This window comes from Proteinivorax tanatarense, assembly GCF_040267685.1.
GTDB classification, from domain to species: domain Bacteria; phylum Bacillota; class Proteinivoracia; order Proteinivoracales; family Proteinivoracaceae; genus Proteinivorax; species Proteinivorax tanatarense.
On sequence record NZ_CP158367.1, the window covers coordinates 2,443,169 to 2,464,024 of the forward strand.

Annotated in this window: 25 protein-coding genes; 5 read left to right on the forward strand and 20 right to left on the reverse strand. The window is 32.7% G+C overall.

The window, feature by feature from the left end; translation table 11 throughout:
- Positions 1-6 precede the first annotated feature (6 nt).
- The 11 genes from PRVXT_RS12005 to PRVXT_RS12055 all read right to left on the reverse strand — a co-directional run bounded on the left by PRVXT_RS12005 (position 7) and on the right by PRVXT_RS12055 (position 8,135).
- Complete coding sequence (locus PRVXT_RS12005; protein WP_350343107.1) at positions 7-1,359, reverse strand: CpaF family protein; 1,353 nt, start codon at positions 1,357-1,359, stop codon at positions 7-9.
- On the reverse strand, positions 1,359-2,564 hold the full coding sequence (locus PRVXT_RS12010) for a P-loop NTPase (RefSeq protein WP_350343108.1): 1,206 nt from the start codon (positions 2,562-2,564) through the stop codon (positions 1,359-1,361). The genes PRVXT_RS12005 and PRVXT_RS12010 overlap by 1 nt, the downstream gene beginning before the upstream one ends.
- A gap of 16 nt (positions 2,565-2,580) precedes the next feature.
- Entirely contained in the window at positions 2,581-3,270 is a 690-nt protein-coding gene (gene cpaB, locus PRVXT_RS12015; protein ID WP_350343109.1) for a Flp pilus assembly protein CpaB, read from the reverse strand.
- 33 nt (positions 3,271-3,303) lie between these two features.
- Positions 3,304-3,753: a hypothetical protein gene (locus PRVXT_RS12020; RefSeq protein WP_350343110.1), complete on the reverse strand. Its 450-nt coding sequence runs from the start codon at positions 3,751-3,753 to the stop codon at positions 3,304-3,306.
- 18 nt (positions 3,754-3,771) lie between these two features.
- A complete protein-coding gene (locus PRVXT_RS12025) occupies positions 3,772-4,314 on the reverse strand; it encodes a TadE/TadG family type IV pilus assembly protein (RefSeq protein WP_350343111.1) in 543 nt (180 codons plus the stop codon).
- Positions 4,315-4,341: 27 nt separating this feature from the next.
- Positions 4,342-4,875, reverse strand: a complete 534-nt coding sequence (locus PRVXT_RS12030; RefSeq protein WP_350343112.1) for a TadE/TadG family type IV pilus assembly protein — start codon at positions 4,873-4,875, stop codon at positions 4,342-4,344.
- An 82-nt stretch (positions 4,876-4,957) separates the two neighbouring features.
- Positions 4,958-5,119 (reverse strand): Flp family type IVb pilin, encoded by a 162-nt coding sequence (locus PRVXT_RS12035; protein ID WP_350343113.1) that lies wholly within the window; start codon positions 5,117-5,119, stop codon positions 4,958-4,960.
- Positions 5,120-5,191: 72 nt separating this feature from the next.
- The gene (locus PRVXT_RS12040; protein WP_350343114.1) at positions 5,192-5,389 is read right to left on the reverse strand and encodes a Flp family type IVb pilin; all 198 of its coding nucleotides are present in this window, start codon (positions 5,387-5,389) and stop codon (positions 5,192-5,194) included.
- Between the two features lie 30 nt (positions 5,390-5,419).
- Complete coding sequence (locus PRVXT_RS12045) at positions 5,420-6,106, reverse strand: prepilin peptidase (RefSeq protein WP_350343115.1); 687 nt, start codon at positions 6,104-6,106, stop codon at positions 5,420-5,422.
- A gap of 406 nt (positions 6,107-6,512) precedes the next feature.
- Positions 6,513-7,904, reverse strand: coding sequence for an alanine/glycine:cation symporter family protein (locus PRVXT_RS12050; RefSeq protein WP_350343116.1), 1,392 nt, complete (start codon positions 7,902-7,904; stop codon positions 6,513-6,515).
- A 42-nt stretch (positions 7,905-7,946) separates the two neighbouring features.
- A complete protein-coding gene (locus PRVXT_RS12055; RefSeq protein WP_350343117.1) occupies positions 7,947-8,135 on the reverse strand; it encodes a hypothetical protein in 189 nt (62 codons plus the stop codon).
- A 431-nt stretch (positions 8,136-8,566) separates the two neighbouring features.
- Between PRVXT_RS12055 and PRVXT_RS12060 the strand changes: the two genes are divergently transcribed.
- Complete coding sequence (locus PRVXT_RS12060) at positions 8,567-9,706, forward strand: dicarboxylate/amino acid:cation symporter (RefSeq protein WP_350343118.1); 1,140 nt, start codon at positions 8,567-8,569, stop codon at positions 9,704-9,706.
- Positions 9,707-9,880: 174 nt separating this feature from the next.
- Here the strand turns inward: PRVXT_RS12060 and PRVXT_RS12065 are convergent, their stop codons facing one another.
- Complete coding sequence (locus PRVXT_RS12065) at positions 9,881-10,510, reverse strand: response regulator transcription factor (RefSeq protein ID WP_350343119.1); 630 nt, start codon at positions 10,508-10,510, stop codon at positions 9,881-9,883.
- 30 nt (positions 10,511-10,540) lie between these two features.
- Positions 10,541-11,605 (reverse strand): sensor histidine kinase, encoded by a 1,065-nt coding sequence (locus PRVXT_RS12070; RefSeq protein WP_350343120.1) that lies wholly within the window; start codon positions 11,603-11,605, stop codon positions 10,541-10,543.
- Between the two features lie 205 nt (positions 11,606-11,810).
- Here PRVXT_RS12070 and PRVXT_RS12075 point away from each other — a divergent pair, with 205 nt between their 5' ends.
- From PRVXT_RS12075 to PRVXT_RS12085, 3 genes are read left to right on the forward strand one after another with little or no spacing between them, the layout of a single operon-like run.
- Positions 11,811-12,740, forward strand: a complete 930-nt coding sequence (locus PRVXT_RS12075; protein WP_350343121.1) for an ABC transporter ATP-binding protein — start codon at positions 11,811-11,813, stop codon at positions 12,738-12,740.
- 11 nt (positions 12,741-12,751) lie between these two features.
- The gene (locus tag PRVXT_RS12080) at positions 12,752-13,867 is read left to right on the forward strand and encodes an ABC transporter permease (RefSeq protein WP_350343122.1); all 1,116 of its coding nucleotides are present in this window, start codon (positions 12,752-12,754) and stop codon (positions 13,865-13,867) included.
- Positions 13,854-15,017: an ABC transporter permease gene (locus PRVXT_RS12085; protein ID WP_350343123.1), complete on the forward strand. Its 1,164-nt coding sequence runs from the start codon at positions 13,854-13,856 to the stop codon at positions 15,015-15,017. Before PRVXT_RS12080 ends, PRVXT_RS12085 begins: the two co-directional genes overlap by 14 nt.
- An 82-nt stretch (positions 15,018-15,099) precedes the next feature.
- Here PRVXT_RS12085 and PRVXT_RS12090 read toward each other — a convergent pair whose 3' ends face one another.
- From PRVXT_RS12090 to PRVXT_RS12120, 7 genes are all read right to left on the reverse strand, one after another.
- On the reverse strand, positions 15,100-15,900 hold the full coding sequence (locus tag PRVXT_RS12090) for a restriction endonuclease (protein ID WP_350343124.1): 801 nt from the start codon (positions 15,898-15,900) through the stop codon (positions 15,100-15,102).
- Between the two features lie 186 nt (positions 15,901-16,086).
- Positions 16,087-16,878, reverse strand: a complete 792-nt coding sequence (locus tag PRVXT_RS12095) for a family 1 encapsulin nanocompartment shell protein (RefSeq protein ID WP_350343125.1) — start codon at positions 16,876-16,878, stop codon at positions 16,087-16,089.
- A gap of 21 nt (positions 16,879-16,899) precedes the next feature.
- On the reverse strand, positions 16,900-17,235 hold the full coding sequence (locus PRVXT_RS12100; RefSeq protein ID WP_350343126.1) for a ferritin-like domain-containing protein: 336 nt from the start codon (positions 17,233-17,235) through the stop codon (positions 16,900-16,902).
- Between the two features lie 315 nt (positions 17,236-17,550).
- Positions 17,551-18,168 (reverse strand): ABC transporter ATP-binding protein, encoded by a 618-nt coding sequence (locus tag PRVXT_RS12105; protein ID WP_350343127.1) that lies wholly within the window; start codon positions 18,166-18,168, stop codon positions 17,551-17,553.
- Entirely contained in the window at positions 18,161-18,838 is a 678-nt protein-coding gene (locus PRVXT_RS12110) for a hypothetical protein (RefSeq protein WP_350343128.1), read from the reverse strand. The genes PRVXT_RS12105 and PRVXT_RS12110 overlap by 8 nt, the downstream gene beginning before the upstream one ends.
- Positions 18,838-19,407 (reverse strand): hypothetical protein, encoded by a 570-nt coding sequence (locus tag PRVXT_RS12115; protein WP_350343129.1) that lies wholly within the window; start codon positions 19,405-19,407, stop codon positions 18,838-18,840. Before PRVXT_RS12115 ends, PRVXT_RS12110 begins: the two co-directional genes overlap by 1 nt.
- A gap of 50 nt (positions 19,408-19,457) precedes the next feature.
- Positions 19,458-20,342: a hypothetical protein gene (locus tag PRVXT_RS12120; RefSeq protein WP_350343130.1), complete on the reverse strand. Its 885-nt coding sequence runs from the start codon at positions 20,340-20,342 to the stop codon at positions 19,458-19,460.
- A 117-nt stretch (positions 20,343-20,459) separates the two neighbouring features.
- Here PRVXT_RS12120 and PRVXT_RS12125 point away from each other — a divergent pair, with 117 nt between their 5' ends.
- On the forward strand, positions 20,460-20,648 hold the full coding sequence (locus PRVXT_RS12125; protein ID WP_350343131.1) for a hypothetical protein: 189 nt from the start codon (positions 20,460-20,462) through the stop codon (positions 20,646-20,648).
- Positions 20,649-20,856 lie beyond the last annotated feature (208 nt).

Below are 20,856 nucleotides of genomic sequence, written 5' to 3' on the forward strand. Positions count from 1 at the left end.
TTCACCCTATTTCGTAAACCATTCATCTTTTATCATAACACCATTTTCTCTTAAAGAATCTACAACATAAGGCCTAATGCCTGTTGGGACAAATTTGCCCCTTATTTTCCCCGATGCATCATACCCTTCCTGTTTATATACAAAAATATCTTGAAGAGTTACTATATCACCTTCCATACCAGTTACCTCAGAAATTGCAACTATCTTTCTAGAACCGTCCCTAAATCTAGATTGTTGAACTATAATATCAATAGCTGAAGCAATTTGCTCACGAATAGCCCTGACTGGTAGCTCCATACCCGACATCATAACCATCGTTTCCAATCGAGCTATCATATCTCTTGCAGAGTTAGCATGAGCTGTGGCTAATGACCCATCGTGCCCCGTGTTCATGGCTTGTAACATATCTAAAGCTTCTCCTGAACGAACCTCTCCAACAATTATTCTATCAGGCCTCATACGCAGCGAGTTTTTCACCAAATCCCTAATAGCTACTTGTCCCTTTCCTTCCACATTTGTAGGCCTAGATTCTAATGTAATTACATGACTCTGCATAAGCCTTAACTCTGCAGCATCCTCAATAGTAACTATCCTTTCATTATCAGGGATAAAACTAGATAGAACGTTCAGCAAAGTAGTTTTACCACTTCCTGTACCACCGGATACCATAACATTACATCTTCCCTTTACACAAGCTTCCAAAAAAGATGCCATTGGAAATGATAAAGAATTAAATTCAATCAAGTCTTTTATCTGAAGGGGATCAGTTTTGAATTTCCTTATAGTAATCGTAGGACCATTAAGAGCTATAGGAGGCACTATGGCGTTAACACGAGACCCATCATTTAATCGTGCGTCTACCATGGGGTTAGCTTCATCACAACGTCTTCCTATTGGCGATACTATTCTGTTAATCACTTGAATTACATGAGAATCATCTCTAAAAAAAAGTTTAGAAGGTTGGATTTTTCCATTTCGCTCTACATACACATCTTTTGCTCCGTTAACCATTATCTCAGAAACCTCTTCATCCCTCAAAAGCGACTCCAGGGGACCCAATCCAATGATATCGTCATATATTTCTTGCGCCAGGCTTTCCCTTTTATTTTTTGTTAAAACTTCTCCTTTTTGAATAAGCAGCTCATTTATAATTTCCATAACATCTATATCTTCTTTTGTTCCATCATTCTCTTGTACCTGTTTATTATAAGAGTCTATTACCTCTCTATGTATAACAGTTTTTAGACTGTCATACTTATCAGTTTGCTCCACTTCTTCAGAAAAGTCCATCATTTTAGGAGTGTTAAGTTCTGAAAAATTTTTTTTCTTTACTTTTTCAAGCCTCTCAGATAACTTCATTAAGCCTCACCCTTTTTGTTTTTCCGTTTTCTTGAAAATATACCTAAGCCAGGGATACCTTCCTTTCTTCCCTCGTCTGCATCAGATTCGTCTATTTCATTAGCTATTTTTTGATATGCCTTGGAAACCTTGGATAAAGGCGACTCCATAACTATAGGCCTCCCTTGATTTATAGATTCTAAAGCCAATTTATTGTCAAAGGGTATGCTCTGCCATATTGGAAATTCTAATGCTTGGGATACATCCTTCACCTTCACTCTACTACTCTCCTCTTTTGCAACTAAAAGCTGTATTTTCTCATTATGTACCAAAGAATTTACTATTGATAACCCTTTTTTAGTGCTTCTAAGGGTAGCTAAATCCATTCCAGTAACATAAATAAGCAGAGAAGATGCATCAAAGCATGATAAGTTTACATTATTAAACCCAACACTAGTATCGATAATTAAATAGTCATAGTATGTTCTAAGAACTGATATTATTCTTTCTATCTGAGAAGGTGATATATGATCGGCATACTCCGGACTAGATGGAGCTCCCAATACATTTATACCAGATGAGTGTACTGACATGTATTTTCGAATAACATCTGCATTTGGGTTGCTGTGCTCCTGTAACAACTCAGCTACAGTATTTCTTGAATCCAAGCGCATTGCGTAAGCAACATCACCAAATTCCATATCAAAGTCAAGAATAGCAACCTTTCTTCTTTTTTGAGCCAATTTTATAGCCAGGTTTGTTACTACTGTGGAACACCCTACTCCACCTTTTGAGCTGAAAACTGTTATGACTTTTGACTTCCAATTAACGTTTGATGTATTTTCTAGCGCAATAAATCTTGCCGATTCATTAGCATGAATTGACTTTATTTGAGTAACTAAAGTCTCTCGATCTACTTGCATCGGTAAGATGTAATGAACTCCAGTTTGCATTACTTTTTGAATAATATCATTGTTATATTCTTCAGTAATTACAACAGGTACAGATCTAGGTCTTAACAAATATATTTGCTGACATACTCTCAATAATAAATTGATACTTTTAGATGAAACAAAAACCAAATCCGGCTTGGTCTGAGTGATTTTATCTAAAACCTTATTTTCATCACTTATACTACCAACAACTCTAATATCATCATCTTGAAGTAATGAAAATATCCTTTGACCTGTCATTTCTTCTGCAAAAATTAAAACTTTAACTTCCATATTTACCTCCTGTTGACTACTTCTTTATATCTTCTAAAATCACACCATCAATTCCTTGTTTTTCCTCATCTGCCTGATTTCGTAAAATAAGACGATTATCGTTTGCTACAGTTGTTGCAAGTGATAGGTCTAATGCCTCTTCTGGAGTAACTGCTAAAGTGACAGTCACGTATTGCATACCCTGCTCACTTTCAACTGCTGGAGGGTTCATTAGGTTATCAACAGCTAATACTTTTCTATTTTCCAAAAGTAAAACAGCCGTTTCTTCTTCACCTAATACCGAGATTACATCTACCTGATCTCCTATTTTCAAAAGTCCAGCCACGCCGGAATCCTGTTCTACATTGATAGTTATAGCCCTCATTTCTTCTGGTACAACAGAAGACAATCCAGCTCTTATACTTCCCGATTCTTCGATTTTTTGTGTTGTTATTATATCTCCTCTAAACATATCTACCATGGCTACTTTTCCTACAACTTCATCCACATTTGACACTGAATTTTCAGGAACAGCTTCATTGTGAATCTCTTTGACTTTTACCATATCCGCTGTTATCTCTGTCAAACTATTTATATCTTCTCTTACAATAATCGTCTGCACTAAGTTTTCATTTGAGGTGTTATCATTACTACTTAATGTAATGATTAATCCTAATAAAAAAATACAAGCAGCTGCTACTGTGGCTATCATCTTAGTATTTTTCAACAACATTCCCCTACCTTTTTTAAAAAATCACTATTACGGGCTCCAAACTCTATTTCTTTCCTTAAATTGTCTACCGGGTATCGTTACTTGTATTGGTAACTCATTAATCCCAAGCATTCTCAAAGTTGTACACTGATATGTATCTGTTAAAATAACTGTAATATCTGCAGTTCTACGCCTATGTGTTGTCTCCACCTCTCTCCATATAACATCAACCTGATTTCTCTCTAACCCATTTTGCTCAGCTATATCTTGTGCAATCTCCCTCATAGTTTGTTCTGGGTGATATGAATTCCAAAGTTCTTCTGATAAATCAAATCTCGCATCCCTTATTAAGTTACCTACTTCAATCAGCTTATCTCTTTCATTGAATGCCAGCACTACATCTGTTGCTAACCCCAAAAAAACTATCAGTAATATGAACGTCCCCGCAAATAATACTAATATATCCCCACTTTCATTTTTCTTGCAATTATCTAGCATTTTCCACACCCCTTTGTATTAGGATTGCATTCTAATCCTTCGCGCTTTATACAAGTTGTTTGTTAGATTTATACCGTCCCTAAAAAAAGGTTTGCTAAGTGGGGTTAATGGCTCTATGGTATATTCTATTACTCCTTGGATTTCTATGGTGGTAGTGCCAAAGTGCACGTCTGCTTGATCACTAGGGACCCCTCTAGGAGCGTTATATTTATATACTTTGCTTCCTGGATATATCGAAACCTTACCATTAGATATTGAAACATTACTTAAATCTATATGATTAGTTGTATCCTCATTTGCTTTGCTAAACTGCTCTCTAAGTATTCTATTGGCACGAAATCCGCTTCTGACTATTGGGCGATTATTAGTCATAACCCATTCTTCCTCTTGAGGTAAAGAAATATCCCAAGATGTACGCCTACAAACATGATTAAACATAACTTTTTGATAGGTGATCCATCCAACGTCTATAACAAACATCAATAATAATAAAAAAACAGGTAAAACTAAAGCATATTCTACCATAGCTTGTCCTTGTTCATTTTTTACCACTTTTAACATATTGCACCACCTATCTTTTGTGTTCTACTAATCCCAACCGTCTCCCCCACAATACATAAGTCCTGTAAAGGATTCAGAAAGTTGAATACTATCTCCTAATATAGTTTTAGTTATAAACATCCCAAAGGGCATTTCGTAATCAGCAGTAACAGTTACATATTTGACATCGTTTCTGTTATTTATTCGATCAAATCTTCTAGTTCTCTGGTTGTAATGATGCCCTATAAACCATCTTTCTTTAGTCTCACTTTCTTCTATACTGACATTTAAATTATCAGAATTTAAATTAGTTCCTTCATTTATAATTTGCAATACAAGTTCATCAAGATTATTGTGTTCAGAATGTGCTCTTATCCCACCTGTCACACCCTCTTCTTCATATAGAGTTATGACTTTTTGTACTTCTCCGGCCACATGCTGCAGTTCCATCTTTACATGAACCGCTCTTCCCATATCAAAGATAAGCCCGAGCATAATCAGAACCAAAGGTAGAACTAAAGCAAACTCAACAAAACTGTATCCATTTTCTTTTTTTAATAACCCTTTTATTTCTTTTTGCATTTTTTCTCTCCTCAAAGAGTATAGAAGGGATGATTAATACCATCCCTTCTTTTAGTAAAAAAGCTTTATAAGAGATTAATTACTAGTTACTTCCAGTTAAAGTATTGCCGATATCTTCAAAAATTCCCTTCAAACTGTCACCTACTGCAGTTAATGCTACAATTGCTACAACAGACACCAGCACTAAAATAAGACCATACTCTACCATGCCTTGTCCACTTTCTTCATTCAAAAACCATTTCATAATTAAGTTCCTCCTCTTATAAGTTTATATTTAATAACACACTGACATTTCAGCATGTTAAAAGCAAAATTATCATGTCGGTATAATATCTTTAACTTTATCGTACATAGGTTTAATCAAGTTGTTACCTAAAAGTTCTAATGCACCTACGGTAACTAAAACAACCAAAGCTAATATTAACCCATATTCAACCATCCCTTGCCCACTTTCTTCATTCAATATCGTCGCAGGTAAAGCTAAATAATAGTTACTTTCATTATTATATTTCATCCCAAGTGACCTTCCTTTCCCAAAAATCAATTATGATATAAAATTCACAATTTCTATCAATACTGGTTGGTACATTACTATCATAAATCCACCCATTATTTGAGTACACATTGGAAATCTACTCCCAACTTTTATTTTATAAGTAAATAGTCCATACAAAATATAAACTAGTAAAAATGCAGCAATTCCCACAACAAAAAGAACTATTTTATCTAAACCAACCATTAAAGATAAAGCCATAACTAATTTTATATCTCCAGCACCAACCCCTAAAGAACCTGACATTAACTTAGTCAATCTAGCTGAAATGAAAAATATCATGGTTACAATGGCTAGTGCTAGAATTCCTGCTCCAACCCCTTTAAAACCATTGATTATTAATTGATTAAGCAATCCTGTAATTAATAAAAGTAAAACCAACTCATTGGGAATAATCCTTATTCTTTCATCAGTTCTTACTCCAAATAAAGCTAGAGCTGACATGACAGCTGTTAAGATAGCTGCATATAAATCTAAAAAACTAAATGCCAGCAAAAAACCTATTGATAAAAGTATAGCGTTTATCCATTTATCACTATTCTTTTCGCTACGATATAAAGTATAAGTTTTATTATTTTTCCCTTGCTTCCACAAGATTATTTTTTTGACGGCACTAGAAATATAGAAACCAAGTACAAAACCTAATACAGCAGTTACAAACACCATCACATTCTGCATTACTATTTCTCCCTGTTTGATTTGTTGTTTACTATGATATTAAATTCCCACTAATTCTACTACCAATTTATTTACTTGATTTTTCTTTATCCTTGTTATAAGTGTCACATATTTTCGACTGTTTCTTTTTTTTTGACAATCAACTACCATTTTCTTGTCATTTCTTTGTTTTTAGACTTTATTAGACCCTGCCAATTTTTATTAACTTGTTTCTAAACATCCAAAGCACTTTATAGGTAAACTGCAGTTTACTATATAAGTGCTTTGGATGTTTATATTATAATTGTAAAGCAAATACACCATTCCTAATTATCCAGGTATTCCTCCCAAAATATATAATAAAAGCTTAATCTTAGAGAATAATACCTCTAAGATTAAGCTTTTATTGTTAACTCAAATATTAAATCTATTCTTCCCAGCATTCCACATTCTCTAACCCTTTTACATTTTTTGAGTAAAAAATCGGGTCTTTTCCTTCTTTTCTTTGTTGAATATAGTCATTCAAAACCTTAAACGCAATGTTACTAAGCATAATTATTGCTATAAGGTTTATTAAAGCCATTGACCCCATAAATAAATCTGCCATACTCCAAACCAAGTCTAAACCTGTTAATGAGCCAAAAAACACCATAAATAGAACTGCTACTCTATAGCACAAAACTAACATTTTGCTTCCTTTTAAAAACTCAATATTTGTTTCACCATAATAATAATTCCCTATAATTGAACTAAATGAAAAAAGCAAAATGCTTATTGCAATGAACGTATTGCCCCATGAACCTACATGAAAACTTAAAGCTGCTTGAGTAAGCTGTATCCCACTTAAACCATCGTTAACATACTCTCCAGATAATAGAATTATAAATGCTGTTGCACTACATATAAAAATAGTATCAGTAAAAACACCTAGAGTTTGAATTAAACCTTGTTTAACAGGGTGGGAAACTACTGCTGTCGCAGCGGCATTTGGAGCACTCCCCATTCCTGCTTCATTTGAAAAAAGACCTCTTCTAATACCTTGCATCAAAGCAGCAGCCGCTCCTCCTCCTAATACAGGTTTAAATCCAAATGCATCACCTATTATAAGTGAAAACATTTCTGGAAGCATAGTAATATTAGTTATAAGAATAAATAATGCAATAATTATATAAGCACTGGCCATTATGGGAACAATAATTGCAGATACCTTTGCTATTCTTTTTACTCCACCAAAAATTACTGTAGCTGTAACAAGTAAAACTCCTAACCCCACTACACTTCTATTTAACCCAAAAGCTTCTTCAAAAGCAAAAGAGATCGTATTTGATTGTACAGAGTTAAATACTAAACCAAAGCAAACAGTTATTAAAACAGAAAATAGAACCCCCATCCACCTTTTTCCTAAAGCTTTATCCATGTAATATGCTGGTCCACCTCTATACCCACTTTTGTCTTTAATCTTATAAACCTGGGCTAGTGTATTTTCAATAAAACTTGATGCAGCACCAACCAAAGCTATTAGCCACATCCAAAAAACTGCTCCAGGCCCACCAACCGAAATAGCCAATGCTACTCCTGCCAAATTACCAGTTCCAACTTTGGAAGCGGTGCTGATACAAAACGCTTGAAAGGGCGAAACTCCTTTTTCCTTATCCGAAGGTTGTTTAATCAGCCTAAACATCTCTTTAAAAAACCTAAATTGTACAAAATTGGACTTTATAGTAAAGTATGTTCCAGCACCTATTAATAAAAATATTAAAACATATGACCATAAAATTGTATTTCCAAGTGCAATAACATTTTCTAAAAAACTAACCATTAGAAAACTCCTCTCTTATTTAGTATTATTATAAGCTCTTTATTAAAGTAAAAATAAACCTTGAACAAAAACTGCAGCAATTGCTATCGGTAATATCCATTTTATAAGAAACTTCCAAATGTTTTGAAATGGCAAAAAATGCTCGCCGTTAGAAGTAGCTTCTTTTATAGCATTTTCTGCTCCCCATATCCACCCTACAAAAATACATGTAAACAGAGCTCCAATGGGCAAAAGAAGTTAGTCTGTTAAAAATACAATAAAGTCAAAAATATTGAGATTGTTAATGATGGTTATATGCGACCATACCCCCATCCCCAAAGATCACCATAAGAACCTGCCATATATGGAAACTTCCATAGGTTACCTAATCCGACTGCAGATCATGATGCTGCTAAAATAAATCCAGCTTTTGAACTCCATTTGTCACGTTTATTACTACTATTACTACTAATAATATTCCCCCCAATCAACGCAATGTTTTTGCAACAACTTTGTCACAGTAAAGAAATAAAGTAATTAATATTATGCAATATTTTTTTTAGTATTGCAAGGGTTAAATTAAAAAAATACTTTTTCTCGTTAAATAACATTTAAGAAAAGAAAATAATTGACTTTGTTTATGTAACGTGTTAAAGTGCGGCCTATGAAAGGGGCGAAAGTAATTGAAAAGATTAGGATTATTGCCAAAGCTTATTCTTGGTATTATTTTAGGTATTATCATTGGAAGTACACAGATAGAAATATTAACTAGGATATTAGTAACATTTGGAGGTATCTTTGGGAATTTTTTAGGTTATATCATTCCACTTCTTATCATTGGTTTTATTGCACCAGGTATTGCTGAACTAGGAGAAAAAGCTGGAAAGCTGCTTGTAATAACAGCAACCATTGCATATATATCTGCTCTTGTCGCCGGTATAATTGCCTATTTTACAGGTTCAACAATATTACCAACCATAATCGCAGATGGAGGTGGAACGGTACAAGAAGGTGTAGAAGCTCAGCCATATTTTGAAATAGTCATTCCACAAATTATGGGAGTAATGTCAGCATTAGTTACAGCCTTTATGCTCGGATTAGGTATGGCTGCAATTAAAAGTAAAACTATGTTAAGCTTTATGCAAGAGTTTCAGTGCATAATTAAAAAAGTAATAGAAAATATTATAATTCCATTTTTACCAATTTATATAGCTAGTATATTTGCAAACATGGCTTATGCTGGCGAAGTAAGACAAACATTATCTACTTTTGGAAGAGTTTTTGTATTAATACTAATTGTCCATATAGCTTTTATAATATTACAACATACAGTTTCAGCCCTTCTGACTAGAAAAAACCCTTTTAACGCTATTAAAAGCATTTTACCAGCATATATAACTGCTATAGGAACTCAGTCTTCCGCTGCTACTATTCCAGTTACTGTTAAAAGCACAAAAAATATTGGAGTATCTGACAAAGTAGCAGAGTTTGCAGTTCCATTATGTGCAACTATTCATTTATCCGGAAGTACAATTACCCTTACAATGTGTGCTATCGCTGTGCTAATTTTGGAAGGGGCCGTTATTAGCTTTGGACAGATTATGCCTTTTATAGCTATGTTAGGTGTAACTATGGTTGCTGCACCTGGAGTTCCAGGAGGCGCTATTATGGCAGCTTTAGGACTATTAGAAACAATGCTTGGGTTTACAGAAAGCCAGTTAGCATTAATGATGGCTTTGTATATTGCTCAAGATAGCTTTGGAACAGCAGCAAATGTTGCAGGGGATGGGGCTATAGCTCAAATAGTCGATAAATATAAGTAATAATATATACGCACATTTTAGGAATCTATTTTCTAATATCGTCCTATCTAAAATAAAATAACAGTCCCAAACAAGATATTTGCTGTTTAAAAAATGAAAATCTACCCACCCAGGTAGATTTTCATTTTCATTTTTAATTTTAAAAAAAATCCATCTTTGCCTTTATTTAGAGTGCTATTTTTGCAGATTGTTAAAGTAAAATATCGCCAACTGAGTTCTGTCTCTTAGGTTGAGTTTATCTAAAATAACACTCAAATAGTTCCTCACTGTACCTTCCCCCAAATAAATTTCTTTTGCAATTTCCTTATTTGAAAGCCCTTTTGCTACTAATTTAATAATTACATATTCCTTGTCTAAAAGGCCATACTCTTTATAATCTTTCTTATTCTCCATATCAAAGGCAACAGTAGGGAGCTTGCTGATTATCTGCTCACCAAAAACATTTTGCCCTGAACACACAGCGTTAAGCGCTGGAACAATACTATTGTAATGTTGCTTTAAAATATACCCCTTTGCCCCTATTTTTAAAGCCTTAACAATATACTCATCATCTGCAAAGGTTGTTAAAAAAAGGATCTTTGCCTTGGGAAATGTATTCAAAATTTCTTCAGCTGCATCTAATCCACTGACCCTACCCATCCTTATATCCATTAAAAGAATATCAGGAATATGCTCTTTGTAAAGCCTTATAGCCTCTGCCCCATTGCTAGCTGTTGCTATAACTTTAAAATTTTCATTTGCCTCTATAATAGTCTTTAATGATGTTGACACCAGAGTATCATCATCTACTATTATAATTTTCACGTTTACCTCCCCCTATACAGTTTGCTTTTTTTAAGGTTTCATAAAAGAAATAAAGATTTTAAACCCGCTAGATTGATCAAAATTTATAACGCCATTTAATGACGCAACCCTCTGTTTTATACTTTCAATCCCCATACCTTTAAAAGTTGCTAAGCTTGCTTTTTGTTTTCCATTATCACGTATAACTAACTGATAAAATTTAGGATGTTCATACAAAGTTATAGATACATGGTCAGCATTAGAGTGCTTCATGACATTTGACAAAGCCTCTTTAATGATGGCAATGACTGCATATTTAGCTTTCGCTGGCATCTTTTCACTCACTTCATACTCTAATGTTGTTTTGCAAAAGGTAAAATTTTTTATTATTTTATTAATTTCACCATAAAGGTCGATAGAGTGTTCATGCAAATCATGGACACTTTTTCTTATGGAATTCATGCCTTCATCTAAAGTAACCCTAACCTTTTCTAAACTTTTTATGGTATCGTCCTCTTTACTAACAGCTATAACAGCTCCTATTTGTAAAATTGAACTGGATAAAAGGTGTCCTACATTATCATGTATTTCTCGTGCAATTCTATTTCTTTCGTTTAATGTAGCCAAATTTACTTCTATATCTTGTTTAGTTACTAATTCACTAACTTTTTCCTCAAGGGATATGGATAGCTCTGTTAAATAGTCCCGTTGTTTTATATAATCTTCCCTCAATTTGTTTTCGTAAGTTGCTCTTTCTTTTAATAGATAAACAATAACATAGATTACTAATAATAATCCCATAGAAGCAAAAGAAAATTTCTCAAAATGCAGTACATAGGGTACAAATGCTATAACCGTAATTATTTGTTTATTTGATTTTAATAAATCATAACTTATTAGCGGTAGAAAAAAAACAAATTGCGGATAAATAGTTGTCAAGGTTAAATAAAATATAAATCCCCATTGAGCCATTTTTTCATTATTAAAGTACTCTAAAAAACTACTTAAAGCAACAGCTAACAAAATGGCAATAACTCCTTTACTAGGGGTAAATTCTATTAAAAGAATTATAGAAGTTATAACAAAAATAATTATTTTATTTAATATGTTCCCCATAAAGCTCCCCTCACTTTTTTCCTTTATATGGCTCTCAGTATTTTAGCTACTACTTAATCATAACACATCATTTGCCTTTTTTTTATTTTTTTCATCGTAACCACACTATTATAAGTTGACAATTGTCATAGCACCCTATGACATATTACACTGCCTCACTATGTGTATTTCTAATACAATAAATTAAAAGAAAGGAGATGACGCTATGATTAAAATTCAAAACTTAGTAAAAAGATATGGTGAACTAGTCGCCCTTGATCATGTAAATATACAAATAGACGAGGGGGAAATTTTTGGTCTTTTAGGGCCTAATGGTTCAGGAAAAACAACAGCTATCAATTGTCTTTTATCTCTTTTAAAATTTGACAAAGGCACAATTGAAATACTTGGAAAGGAAATGACCCCATCTTCCTATGATATTAAACGTAATATTGGTATAGTCATGCAGAACGTGGCAGTTTTTGACGAACTAACTGTCTACGAAAACATTGATTATTTTTGTGGTCTATATATAACTGACAACAAAAAACGTAAAGAACTAGTAAAAGAAGCCATAAACTTCGTAGCATTAAATGACTTTATTAAATTTCATCCCCCAAAATTAAGTGGTGGTTTGTTAAGAAGACTCAATATTGCTTGTGGTATTGCCCACAAACCAAAAATAATTATCTTAGACGAACCTACAGTAGCAGTAGACCCGCAAAGCAGAAACAAAATTTTAGAAGGCATCAAAAAACTAAATGAGCAAGGAGCAACTATAATCTACACATCTCATTACATGGAGGAAATTGAACAACTGTGCTCAAGACTTGCTATTTTAGATAAAGGTAAAGTCATCGCTTGTGGGACAAAGGAAGAAATCAAAGGAATGATATCATTAGGAGAAAAAATTGTTGTGGAAACATTCAATATAAATAATAGCCACTTAAATAAAATGCGTGAAATACCTAATGTCGTTGAAATTGAGCACAAAGCCAATATGTTAACGGTAAAACAAAAAAACGGTCCTAGCAACCTAGTTAATATAATTAATTTTATCACTGAAAATAATATTAGCTATGGAAAGATATATTCTGAACAACCTACTCTAAATGATGTATTCCTTGAAATAACAGGAAAAGAATTGCGAGATTAAGGAGGTTAATTATGTCATATCACATCTTTAAATATACTTTAAAATCTCTATTCAAGGATAAAATGGCCTTATTTTGGTTAATTTTTTTCCCGCTTATCCTGGCCACCTTTTTCAACCTAGCATTTGAAAACTTAATGTCCAGCGAAGGATTTGAAAAGGTGGACATCGCTATAGTTGGCGAGAATGAAGTAACAGAAAATCTTAACAAAGCAATGGAAAAAAGTGAGCTTTTCAATATATACCATAAAAATGAATATGAAGCTAAGCAACTTTTGTACGATAAAGAAATTACCGGCTATATAATCAATAGAGATGAATTAGAACTTATTATCCTAGACCAAGGTCTGAATCAATCCATTACAAAAATTTTCTTAGATAATTATGTTCAAGCTTCCAGCACCATCTATAACATTATCGAAGAAAATCCACAACTAACCCAGTCAGGATTTTTAGAAGATATAGATTTTAGTAAAAGCTTTTCTGAAGAGGTTCCTATCAACAATTCCATGAATGTACTAGTAATCTTTTATTACGCTTTGCTAGCTATGACTTGTTTAATATCAGCGGTTTCTGGGTGTAATGTCACTGCTATGATCCAAGCAAATCAAACTCCCCTGGCTGCGAGAAATAATCTGGCTCCAACACATAAGCTAAAAATGTTTTTATCAATGGGTTTAGCTTCAGTTTGCTTCCAGTTTATATCAGCTATTCTAGCCGTTTTTTATATATCACAGGTTCTAAAAGTAGATTTCGGTGATAGGGTTATTCACATAATTATATTATGTTTTGTGGGATGCTTCACAGGCACAATGTTTGGAGCTATGTTTGGAGCTTTTACAAAGTTCAAGCTAGAAGTAAAAGATATGTTGGTCTCTAATATCATTATGGTGATGTGCTTTTTATCTGGGATGATGGTGTTGCAGGTAAAGTATATTATCCAAGAAAAGGCTCCTATTATTGCGTATATTAACCCTGCAAACCTCATTACAGATGGCCTTTATGCACTGTACTACTATGATACTCTTGAAAGATATTTTTTTAATTTAGTAATGTTAGCTATATTAGGAATAACTTTTTGTATTATTACCATCCTTGTTTTAAGGAGGCAGAAATATGCAAGCATTTAAAATCTTTTTAAAAATTATATCTCGAAAATTCCTTATATCCTTTTTAATTTATACACTCATATTCGTCGGTGTAATGACTTTTTTTTCCACTAGTGACATTGATCAAATAGAGGATGCATTTGAGCTATCTCAAGTTAGGATTTCTGTTATAAACAATGATAATACACCTTTAGCCAATGGACTAGAAAAGTATATTAATAGCATAGGTAAACCAGTGGAAATCAAAAAAGATGACAGTAGTATCAAAGATGCACTTTTCTTTAGAGAAACAGAGTTTATTGTAACTATTCCCCAAGATTTCCAAAAGAATTTTAGCTCCTCTAACCAACAGATGATAACTACAATGTCTATACCAGATTCAACGAGTTCGCAATATGCTACAACCGTTATTGATAACTATCTAAACACTGCTAAGTTATATATAACTGCTTATCCCGAAATGCCCATGAAAAAAATTAACCAAAAAGTATACAATGATATTTCAAAGGAAGCGAATATTTCATTTTTAAACCCTACTCAAAATAACAACAATGATCTATCTGGATTAAACACTTACTTTAACTTCCTCTCTTATTTATTATTAGCAATGTTGGTGTCTATGGTGGGAAGAGTTATGCTGATTTTCAATAATAAAGAAATAAAAATGCGGCATTTTTGTTCTCCTGTAAGCAACATTAGCTATAACCTTCAAATTATTTTTTGCAACTTTTTTATTGCTTCTACTATTTGGATAATATTTCTTGTCTTAGGTTTCGTTATCAATAGTTCCTTTTACCAAATTAATTCATTGCTATTTGTAGTTAACTCCTTTGTTTTAACGGTTTTCTGCTTAAGTCTAAGTTTTTTTGTCTCTACTTTTTCAACTAAGAATTCCATTGACCCCATAGCCAATTGCCTTTCCCTCGGGTTAGCCTTTTTAGGTGGCCCATTTATCCCACAAGATCTTTTGAGTGATAAATTGAGTACCATAGCGATCTTTAACCCTTTATATTGGTATGTAAAAGTAAATGATTCCATCGTTGACATCACAAGTTTCAGTTTTTCTACACTTCAGCCTGTTATATATGGGATAATAGTTCAGCTTGCCTTTGCTTTTGCTATATTAGCTATAGCGCTGGTTGTAATTAAACAAAAACGACAAGCACTTTAATGCTATTAACTATTAAGAAACGGTTTGGATTTATCCAAACCGTTTCTTAATACTGATTTTTTATAGGGTAAAATCACAAACTTTAGCTTTCAATACTTTTTAATCTATTTTTTAACTTACATCTTAAGTCTACAATTGTTTCATATATAATATGATTGGTTCCGGAAATATTAAAAGGTAGCTTTTCATCTTTGTTTTTTCTACACATTAATATAGTGGGTTTGTTTTTCCCATGGCTTAATCCAATTTCATACATTACGTTAGGATTTGCTCCCGAAGTATCGCCTATTACAATATCTGATTTATCAATTTGCTTTCGTATCATATCAATAATTTCATCATTATGTTCTATTTCATCTACACGTTCAACAATAGCTCCTAGTTTATCCGCAATATCACGGATGCCAAGGATATAGACATCATGGAACTCCTTAGAAAAAGGGATAGCAACAAAAATTCTTTTAGCTTTATTATTTCTTATTTTAATTTTATTGCTTATCATTTTTCTTTGTTTATAATCTAAGTTTACAACCAAATCTTTAGCTTTTATTAACTCAATACCATATTCCGCTGCTACAATCTTTGACTGCTTACTAAACCCACTTATACTTGCAATTATTGCTTTGTCAGCTAGTCTCTTTTGTTTTAAAAAATGAAAACTACTAGCCATAGACTTAACAACGCTAACGTCTACTTTTCTACTATAGCCTTTGCACTTAACAATTGTTGTTATCTCTGTTCCACATGCTTTTTTCTCTTTTACCAAAATATCAATTTGTATTCCTGCTAGACCAACATCTACTTTTACTTTTCTCCCTAGCTTATAATAATAAAAGGCAACCCTTTCTTCAAGCTGATAGTTTCCCAAATTTATATAGTCCATGTAAAATACCCCTAAACTATTATATTTAAAAATTTAACAACCGCTACTTTTTAAAACAAAACCTCAATTATTTCTTTGTATAAAGTGTTCTGTCATAAAAGATGTATTAGCAGATAGTTATTTTATATTTAAAATCTAAAAAAGATGATTTTTGCGAAATGCAAAAATCATCTTTTTAATGCTTTACTATATATTATATTTTACTACTAAACTAGGGTCTAGCACTCTAAATGTAAAAGACTCAGTTATGAATAGTTTTACTTTTTTGTTGTCGTGGCCTTCGTACCCTATACTAAAGTCTTGGCCTATAGTCATTTCTAAATCTTCATGATCATACGGTACTAATAGAGCACCTTCTAATTCTTTTGAGTAAACTATTTCAGTCTTTAAAAAATCCTCAATTAGTTTTTTCAATGGGTAGCCTTGGGAAGTTTTATTTATTAATTTCCAGCCTTCATCACCCACGATCAATGTATATGGACCGCTAGAGTAAGCGTGTTGAAGTTTTAGCACCCCAGCTGAAATTGATTCTAAAATGCCATTAGGCTCATTACCAAAACTTAGGTTATGCTCCGCTACCTCGCAAAGTCCTTTTATACCTCCGTCTTTATATCCATTATATATTGTGTTTTCTTCAAAAGCAGCTACTTTTTCTGCCGCTTCTTCTAAGGAATCTAATTCAATATCTTTAGCTCCACGGATGATATTATCCATTTCCCATCTATCTAACTCAAAGCTTATCCGTGTTTCTACTAAAGGTTTAACGCTATACATACCAGTTTTAACTTCGCCGTTATTCTCTGGTAATAACTCTAGCCTGCCATTTGTTACTGCATTAAAGTCCCAACCCTTTGGACCATCAACTTTTACAACTTTTCTAGCAGACAGGTGGGTTTTTAATACTTTGGCAGTAGTTTCTTCAATTTCCTCCCAAGCTTCCTTACTCAAAGGAGCTAATGATCTTTTAAGCATATCCATTTTTGTATCTCCCCTTTTTAGTTATTTTTTCATATCTCCAATAGACAATCCGCCAGAGTCCTCTCCTTCTTCACCATGGTGCCCCATTATAGGACCTTCTTTAAATAAAGTCTCTTTTAACTCTTCATCCCAAACACCCATATTTCTTCTAAGCCACTCAATGGTCATGACGGCATGTTCTATTTCTTCATCTCTGTTATGTTCGAATATTTTCTTTAAATCTGGGTCATTTGTAGTAGCAACTCTTTGGTTGTAATAATCTACCGCTTCAACTTCCTCTTTTAAGCTTGTAATTGCTTTAGAAATGTTTTTAGTTTTTTCATCTAACTGTTCAATCGGCTCTTGATAGTTACTCATTATTTTACCTCCCCATATTTATTATACTATGTATGGTAACATATTCCTTCCCCTTTTGCAATAAGTTTTTAGAATGTTTTACTAATATAAATAGTACTCAGTACTGAATTTCCAGAGTTATTTAAAAGAAAACATCCTATAGCATAGGGTTAATTTTCCTTAAATCAATATGTCTTTTCCCTAATATAAAAAAATGGCTATTCTCAGGTTTTTATTGTTAAAGTATCTATTTAAGAGATATACTACAGTTAGTTTATTTTCTCAATAAATTAAACCACCTACAGAACAACTCTAGTAGGTGGTTTAATTCAATGATTATCTTACTTTTTCTATCTTTTTCACTGTGCCATTACTTAAAGTAATAATTTCATCAAACAAGGTTGTTTTATCAACGGAAAAGCCGTGGGAGGCAACTACTATAATCTTTTCCCGTTTCTTAAACCCCATCAACAACTCTATTGCCATGTTGTAGTTTTCATCGTCTAGCGCATTAAAGGGTTCATCTAAAAGTAAAATGTCCGGCTCCTCCATTATAGCTTGACAAATTCCAAGCCTTTGTTTCATACCTAGTGAAAATGTACTCACCTTATCATTACGATAGTTATACAAATTTACTTTTTTTAGCGCTTTCTCTATGTCAGTTAATGAAATTCTATTATTTATTGAAGCTAAGTATTTTAGATTGTAAAGGGCAGTTTCCCCTTCTAAAAATGAAGGGCTTTCAATCATAACACCAAAGCTATAGTCTTTATCTTTTACAACCTTCCCTTTATTTGGCTTTATTAACCCACAAAGCATTCTAAGAATCATTGTTTTACCACTACCGTTATGACCTTTCAACAAATACGCCCTTCCTTTTTTTGCTTCTATGCTGACATCATGTAGTATTTCTTTGCCCTTTAAATCTTTATGTACCTGTGATAGTTTAATCATTTTTCACCTCTCCATAAAATTCATATTCTTTATTTTTAAATATACAATAAAGTATCGTAGCCAATATCAATAATTTTGAGGTAATTAAAAGTATTGGGTGTTTCTGATAGTTTGGAGATACCACAGTTAATACTGACATAAATTGGCTATAGTAGGCTAAAAATTGAAAAAAGATTAGCAATGTTAAGCAGCTAAAGTAAATAACAGACTTTTTAACTCGAATCATGTTAAACAAAACTATAATCAAGCCCCACTTCATAAAAGTCTGTACATATAAGCTAAAAATAAAAACTAGCCATTTTATCTCCATAGGAGTTGACTGAATAGAAAAAGCTAGATCTGCCAGCAACTTTAAAGCTGACAGTATCAACACAGTTTTACCAACTTCAAAAATTGTAAATTTATAAAATGCTGCCTTTGAACTCCTTGGAATAATATAATCTGATAGTAAAAATAAATTACTTGTTTTACTCATAAGAAAATATATAAAAATTGCACCGACAGCTAAATTTAACGTTAAAAGAAAAACTGACAGATCCCCTGTTCCATTGTTCACAGCTGTAACAAGTTGTTCTATTCCACTAAAATTCCAACTTTTAGTATAGCTCACCGCCATCCTGTTAATCAAATAAAAAAAAGCGGTGACATAAAAAATATTCCTTCGTTTCATTATAAGTACTCCCTCTTGCTAATAGTGGCAGAGACATAAACCATCAACATAAAAGCTATAAAAATTAAAATAACATACAAATTGTTATTTACAAAACCATAAAAATCACTATCCCCCTTAACAAAACTTATGGTTAGCAGAGAAATCAAAAAGGTAAAATTGATAATAACATTTGTTAATAAAGCAATTACATGCTTTGAATATCTCAAATAAATTACTAGATAAACCATGTAAACATAAATACAAAACGAAAACAACTTAAAACTATGAGCAAATAAGTTAGTCTCAATATTTGCCCCTAAACTTAAAGAAATCAAAACCAAAATCAAATAAGTCAGCGCGCTATAAAAGGCACTTAAATAAATCCCATGCTTAAACAGCGCAGATAACAGCCCTGTTTTATAACGAGTTAATACCTCAGCACTCAGAAAATTCTTTCGAAAAACATATAAAAACCATACAAAAAAGAAGGTGTTGTTAAACAAAAGCATCTGCGGGTTGTCAATTAAAATATTAACCGCTTCTTCGTTTAAAGTATTATTATGCTTTGAAAAATACCCCAAACTCATATAAACGAAATTAGCTGTATATAAAAAAAACCATATAATTTGTGATTTTCTTAATGCCATACAATATAGTCCTCTGTATAAGATTCAACGTTAACACTGTACATGTATATGGTAAGGGCCAACAAAAGTAATGGCAGAGCTACAAAAGACAAAACTGTATCTAAAAGAGATGTATGGCTTATAGAATTGAAGTAGACACTCTTCAAAAAGCTGTCTGGAACAAAATATCTTGTAACGGTACCAAAAGTGGGAGAAATGTTTCCTATAGTAGAACTTATAAACAAGAAAATAAAATAGACAAAGAATGGAGATATCTGTATTAGGTATTTATTCTTAAGATAAGGAGTGCTAAGAGAAACCAGCGACACCACTAAGGAAACAAAAATTGGCCCCATTATTATTTGCGCAGTCAAAGCAAAAATATAATTTATTCCATTTATATCACCTAGTCTTGTAAATGTCGTTATATCCTGAGCAAAGCCAGTTCCTCCAATAGCAATAGAGCCTAACAAAAGAACTGTATGAAACAACAAAATAAAGGTAAATATGTATAAAACTTGAGCTATAACTAAATTTTTTATATACCTCTCATAACCTAACCTTGAGACAAGCAACGACCCATATCCAGATTGGAGGTTGCTAAAAGTTGTTGAGCAAAGATGAATGCCAAAACCTATTAAAGCTACAAGAATAAACACAATATAAAAATCCCCAAAAATAAATCTATCAAAATATGCCACACCAGTATAGCCATTAACCATTTTCTCAACAGCAGCTAAGTTAACATCCTCCGCCCCTGAATTTAACACTTTTATCCATTCTTGTTTATCTAAATAAGTAGAATAGTAGCTTAAAGCAACTAAAATTGACATGAAAAAGATTAGCACAAAGTTAAACTTTGACTTTAAAAACCGTAAATATTCGTTTTTCAACAAAAAATCCACTCCTTTCTTAAAATTTATTCAAGGCTAGATACCTTGAATATGAATCAAATTATCTAGCGTTAATTTGGAACCTAATAGTTCTAGTTTAGTTCTATACAGGTTTAATTTGTGCATGATATCTATAACCCAGGTGTACCAGTATTATTAAAACCTGTTATTGCTGAACTTGTAGTATTTACTGCCACCGAATCACTTCCCCGTATTCCATCTGAGTTAGCCAAGCCAACTTCGGGATTAGTACACATTTCTTTTGAAGTTGCTAAAACATCGAATTCAGAGTTATTTGATTACTTGTAGGAAGTGATGCTCCGTATATTTCTCCAGTCATCATTCCATGCTAAATCAACAGTGCCCAATGGTCCCCAACTATAGGTGCTGCAGATGCAACTGTTGAAATTAGCAACAGGGCAAAAAAGGTCATACTAAAAATCTTTTTATATAACCATTCCCCTCCTAAATAAATTTATAAACCGGTTTATATTTAAAATAATAACATTTCTGAATA

What these genes read in the sequence shown, in the direction of transcription:
- PRVXT_RS12070 (WP_350343120.1), bottom strand. Translation starts at nt 11,605, where the DNA reads ATGGGGAACATATTAAATAAAATAATTATTTTTGTTATAACTTCTATA.
- PRVXT_RS12095 (WP_350343125.1), bottom strand. Translation starts at nt 16,878, where the DNA reads ATGGATATGCTTAAAAGATCATTAGCTCCTTTGAGTAAGGAAGCTTGG.
- PRVXT_RS12020 (WP_350343110.1), bottom strand. Translation starts at nt 3,753, where the DNA reads ATGCTAGATAATTGCAAGAAAAATGAAAGTGGGGATATATTAGTATTA.
- PRVXT_RS12045 (WP_350343115.1), bottom strand. Translation starts at nt 6,106, where the DNA reads ATGCAGAATGTGATGGTGTTTGTAACTGCTGTATTAGGTTTTGTACTT.
- PRVXT_RS12025 (WP_350343111.1), bottom strand. Translation starts at nt 4,314, where the DNA reads ATGTTAAAAGTGGTAAAAAATGAACAAGGACAAGCTATGGTAGAATAT.
- PRVXT_RS12080 (WP_350343122.1), top strand. Translation starts at nt 12,752, where the DNA reads ATGTCATATCACATCTTTAAATATACTTTAAAATCTCTATTCAAGGAT.
- PRVXT_RS12100 (WP_350343126.1), bottom strand. Translation starts at nt 17,235, where the DNA reads ATGAGTAACTATCAAGAGCCGATTGAACAGTTAGATGAAAAAACTAAA.
- PRVXT_RS12090 (WP_350343124.1), bottom strand. Translation starts at nt 15,900, where the DNA reads ATGGACTATATAAATTTGGGAAACTATCAGCTTGAAGAAAGGGTTGCC.
- PRVXT_RS12105 (WP_350343127.1), bottom strand. Translation starts at nt 18,168, where the DNA reads ATGATTAAACTATCACAGGTACATAAAGATTTAAAGGGCAAAGAAATA.
- PRVXT_RS12005 (WP_350343107.1), bottom strand. Translation starts at nt 1,359, where the DNA reads ATGAAGTTATCTGAGAGGCTTGAAAAAGTAAAGAAAAAAAATTTTTCA.
- PRVXT_RS12115 (WP_350343129.1), bottom strand. Translation starts at nt 19,407, where the DNA reads ATGAGTTTGGGGTATTTTTCAAAGCATAATAATACTTTAAACGAAGAA.
- PRVXT_RS12035 (WP_350343113.1), bottom strand. Translation starts at nt 5,119, where the DNA reads ATGAAATGGTTTTTGAATGAAGAAAGTGGACAAGGCATGGTAGAGTAT.
- PRVXT_RS12040 (WP_350343114.1), bottom strand. Translation starts at nt 5,389, where the DNA reads ATGAAATATAATAATGAAAGTAACTATTATTTAGCTTTACCTGCGACG.
- PRVXT_RS12110 (WP_350343128.1), bottom strand. Translation starts at nt 18,838, where the DNA reads ATGAAACGAAGGAATATTTTTTATGTCACCGCTTTTTTTTATTTGATT.
- PRVXT_RS12030 (WP_350343112.1), bottom strand. Translation starts at nt 4,875, where the DNA reads ATGCAAAAAGAAATAAAAGGGTTATTAAAAAAAGAAAATGGATACAGT.
- PRVXT_RS12075 (WP_350343121.1), top strand. Translation starts at nt 11,811, where the DNA reads ATGATTAAAATTCAAAACTTAGTAAAAAGATATGGTGAACTAGTCGCC.
- PRVXT_RS12085 (WP_350343123.1), top strand. Translation starts at nt 13,854, where the DNA reads ATGCAAGCATTTAAAATCTTTTTAAAAATTATATCTCGAAAATTCCTT.
- PRVXT_RS12010 (WP_350343108.1), bottom strand. Translation starts at nt 2,564, where the DNA reads ATGGAAGTTAAAGTTTTAATTTTTGCAGAAGAAATGACAGGTCAAAGG.
- PRVXT_RS12050 (WP_350343116.1), bottom strand. Translation starts at nt 7,904, where the DNA reads ATGGTTAGTTTTTTAGAAAATGTTATTGCACTTGGAAATACAATTTTA.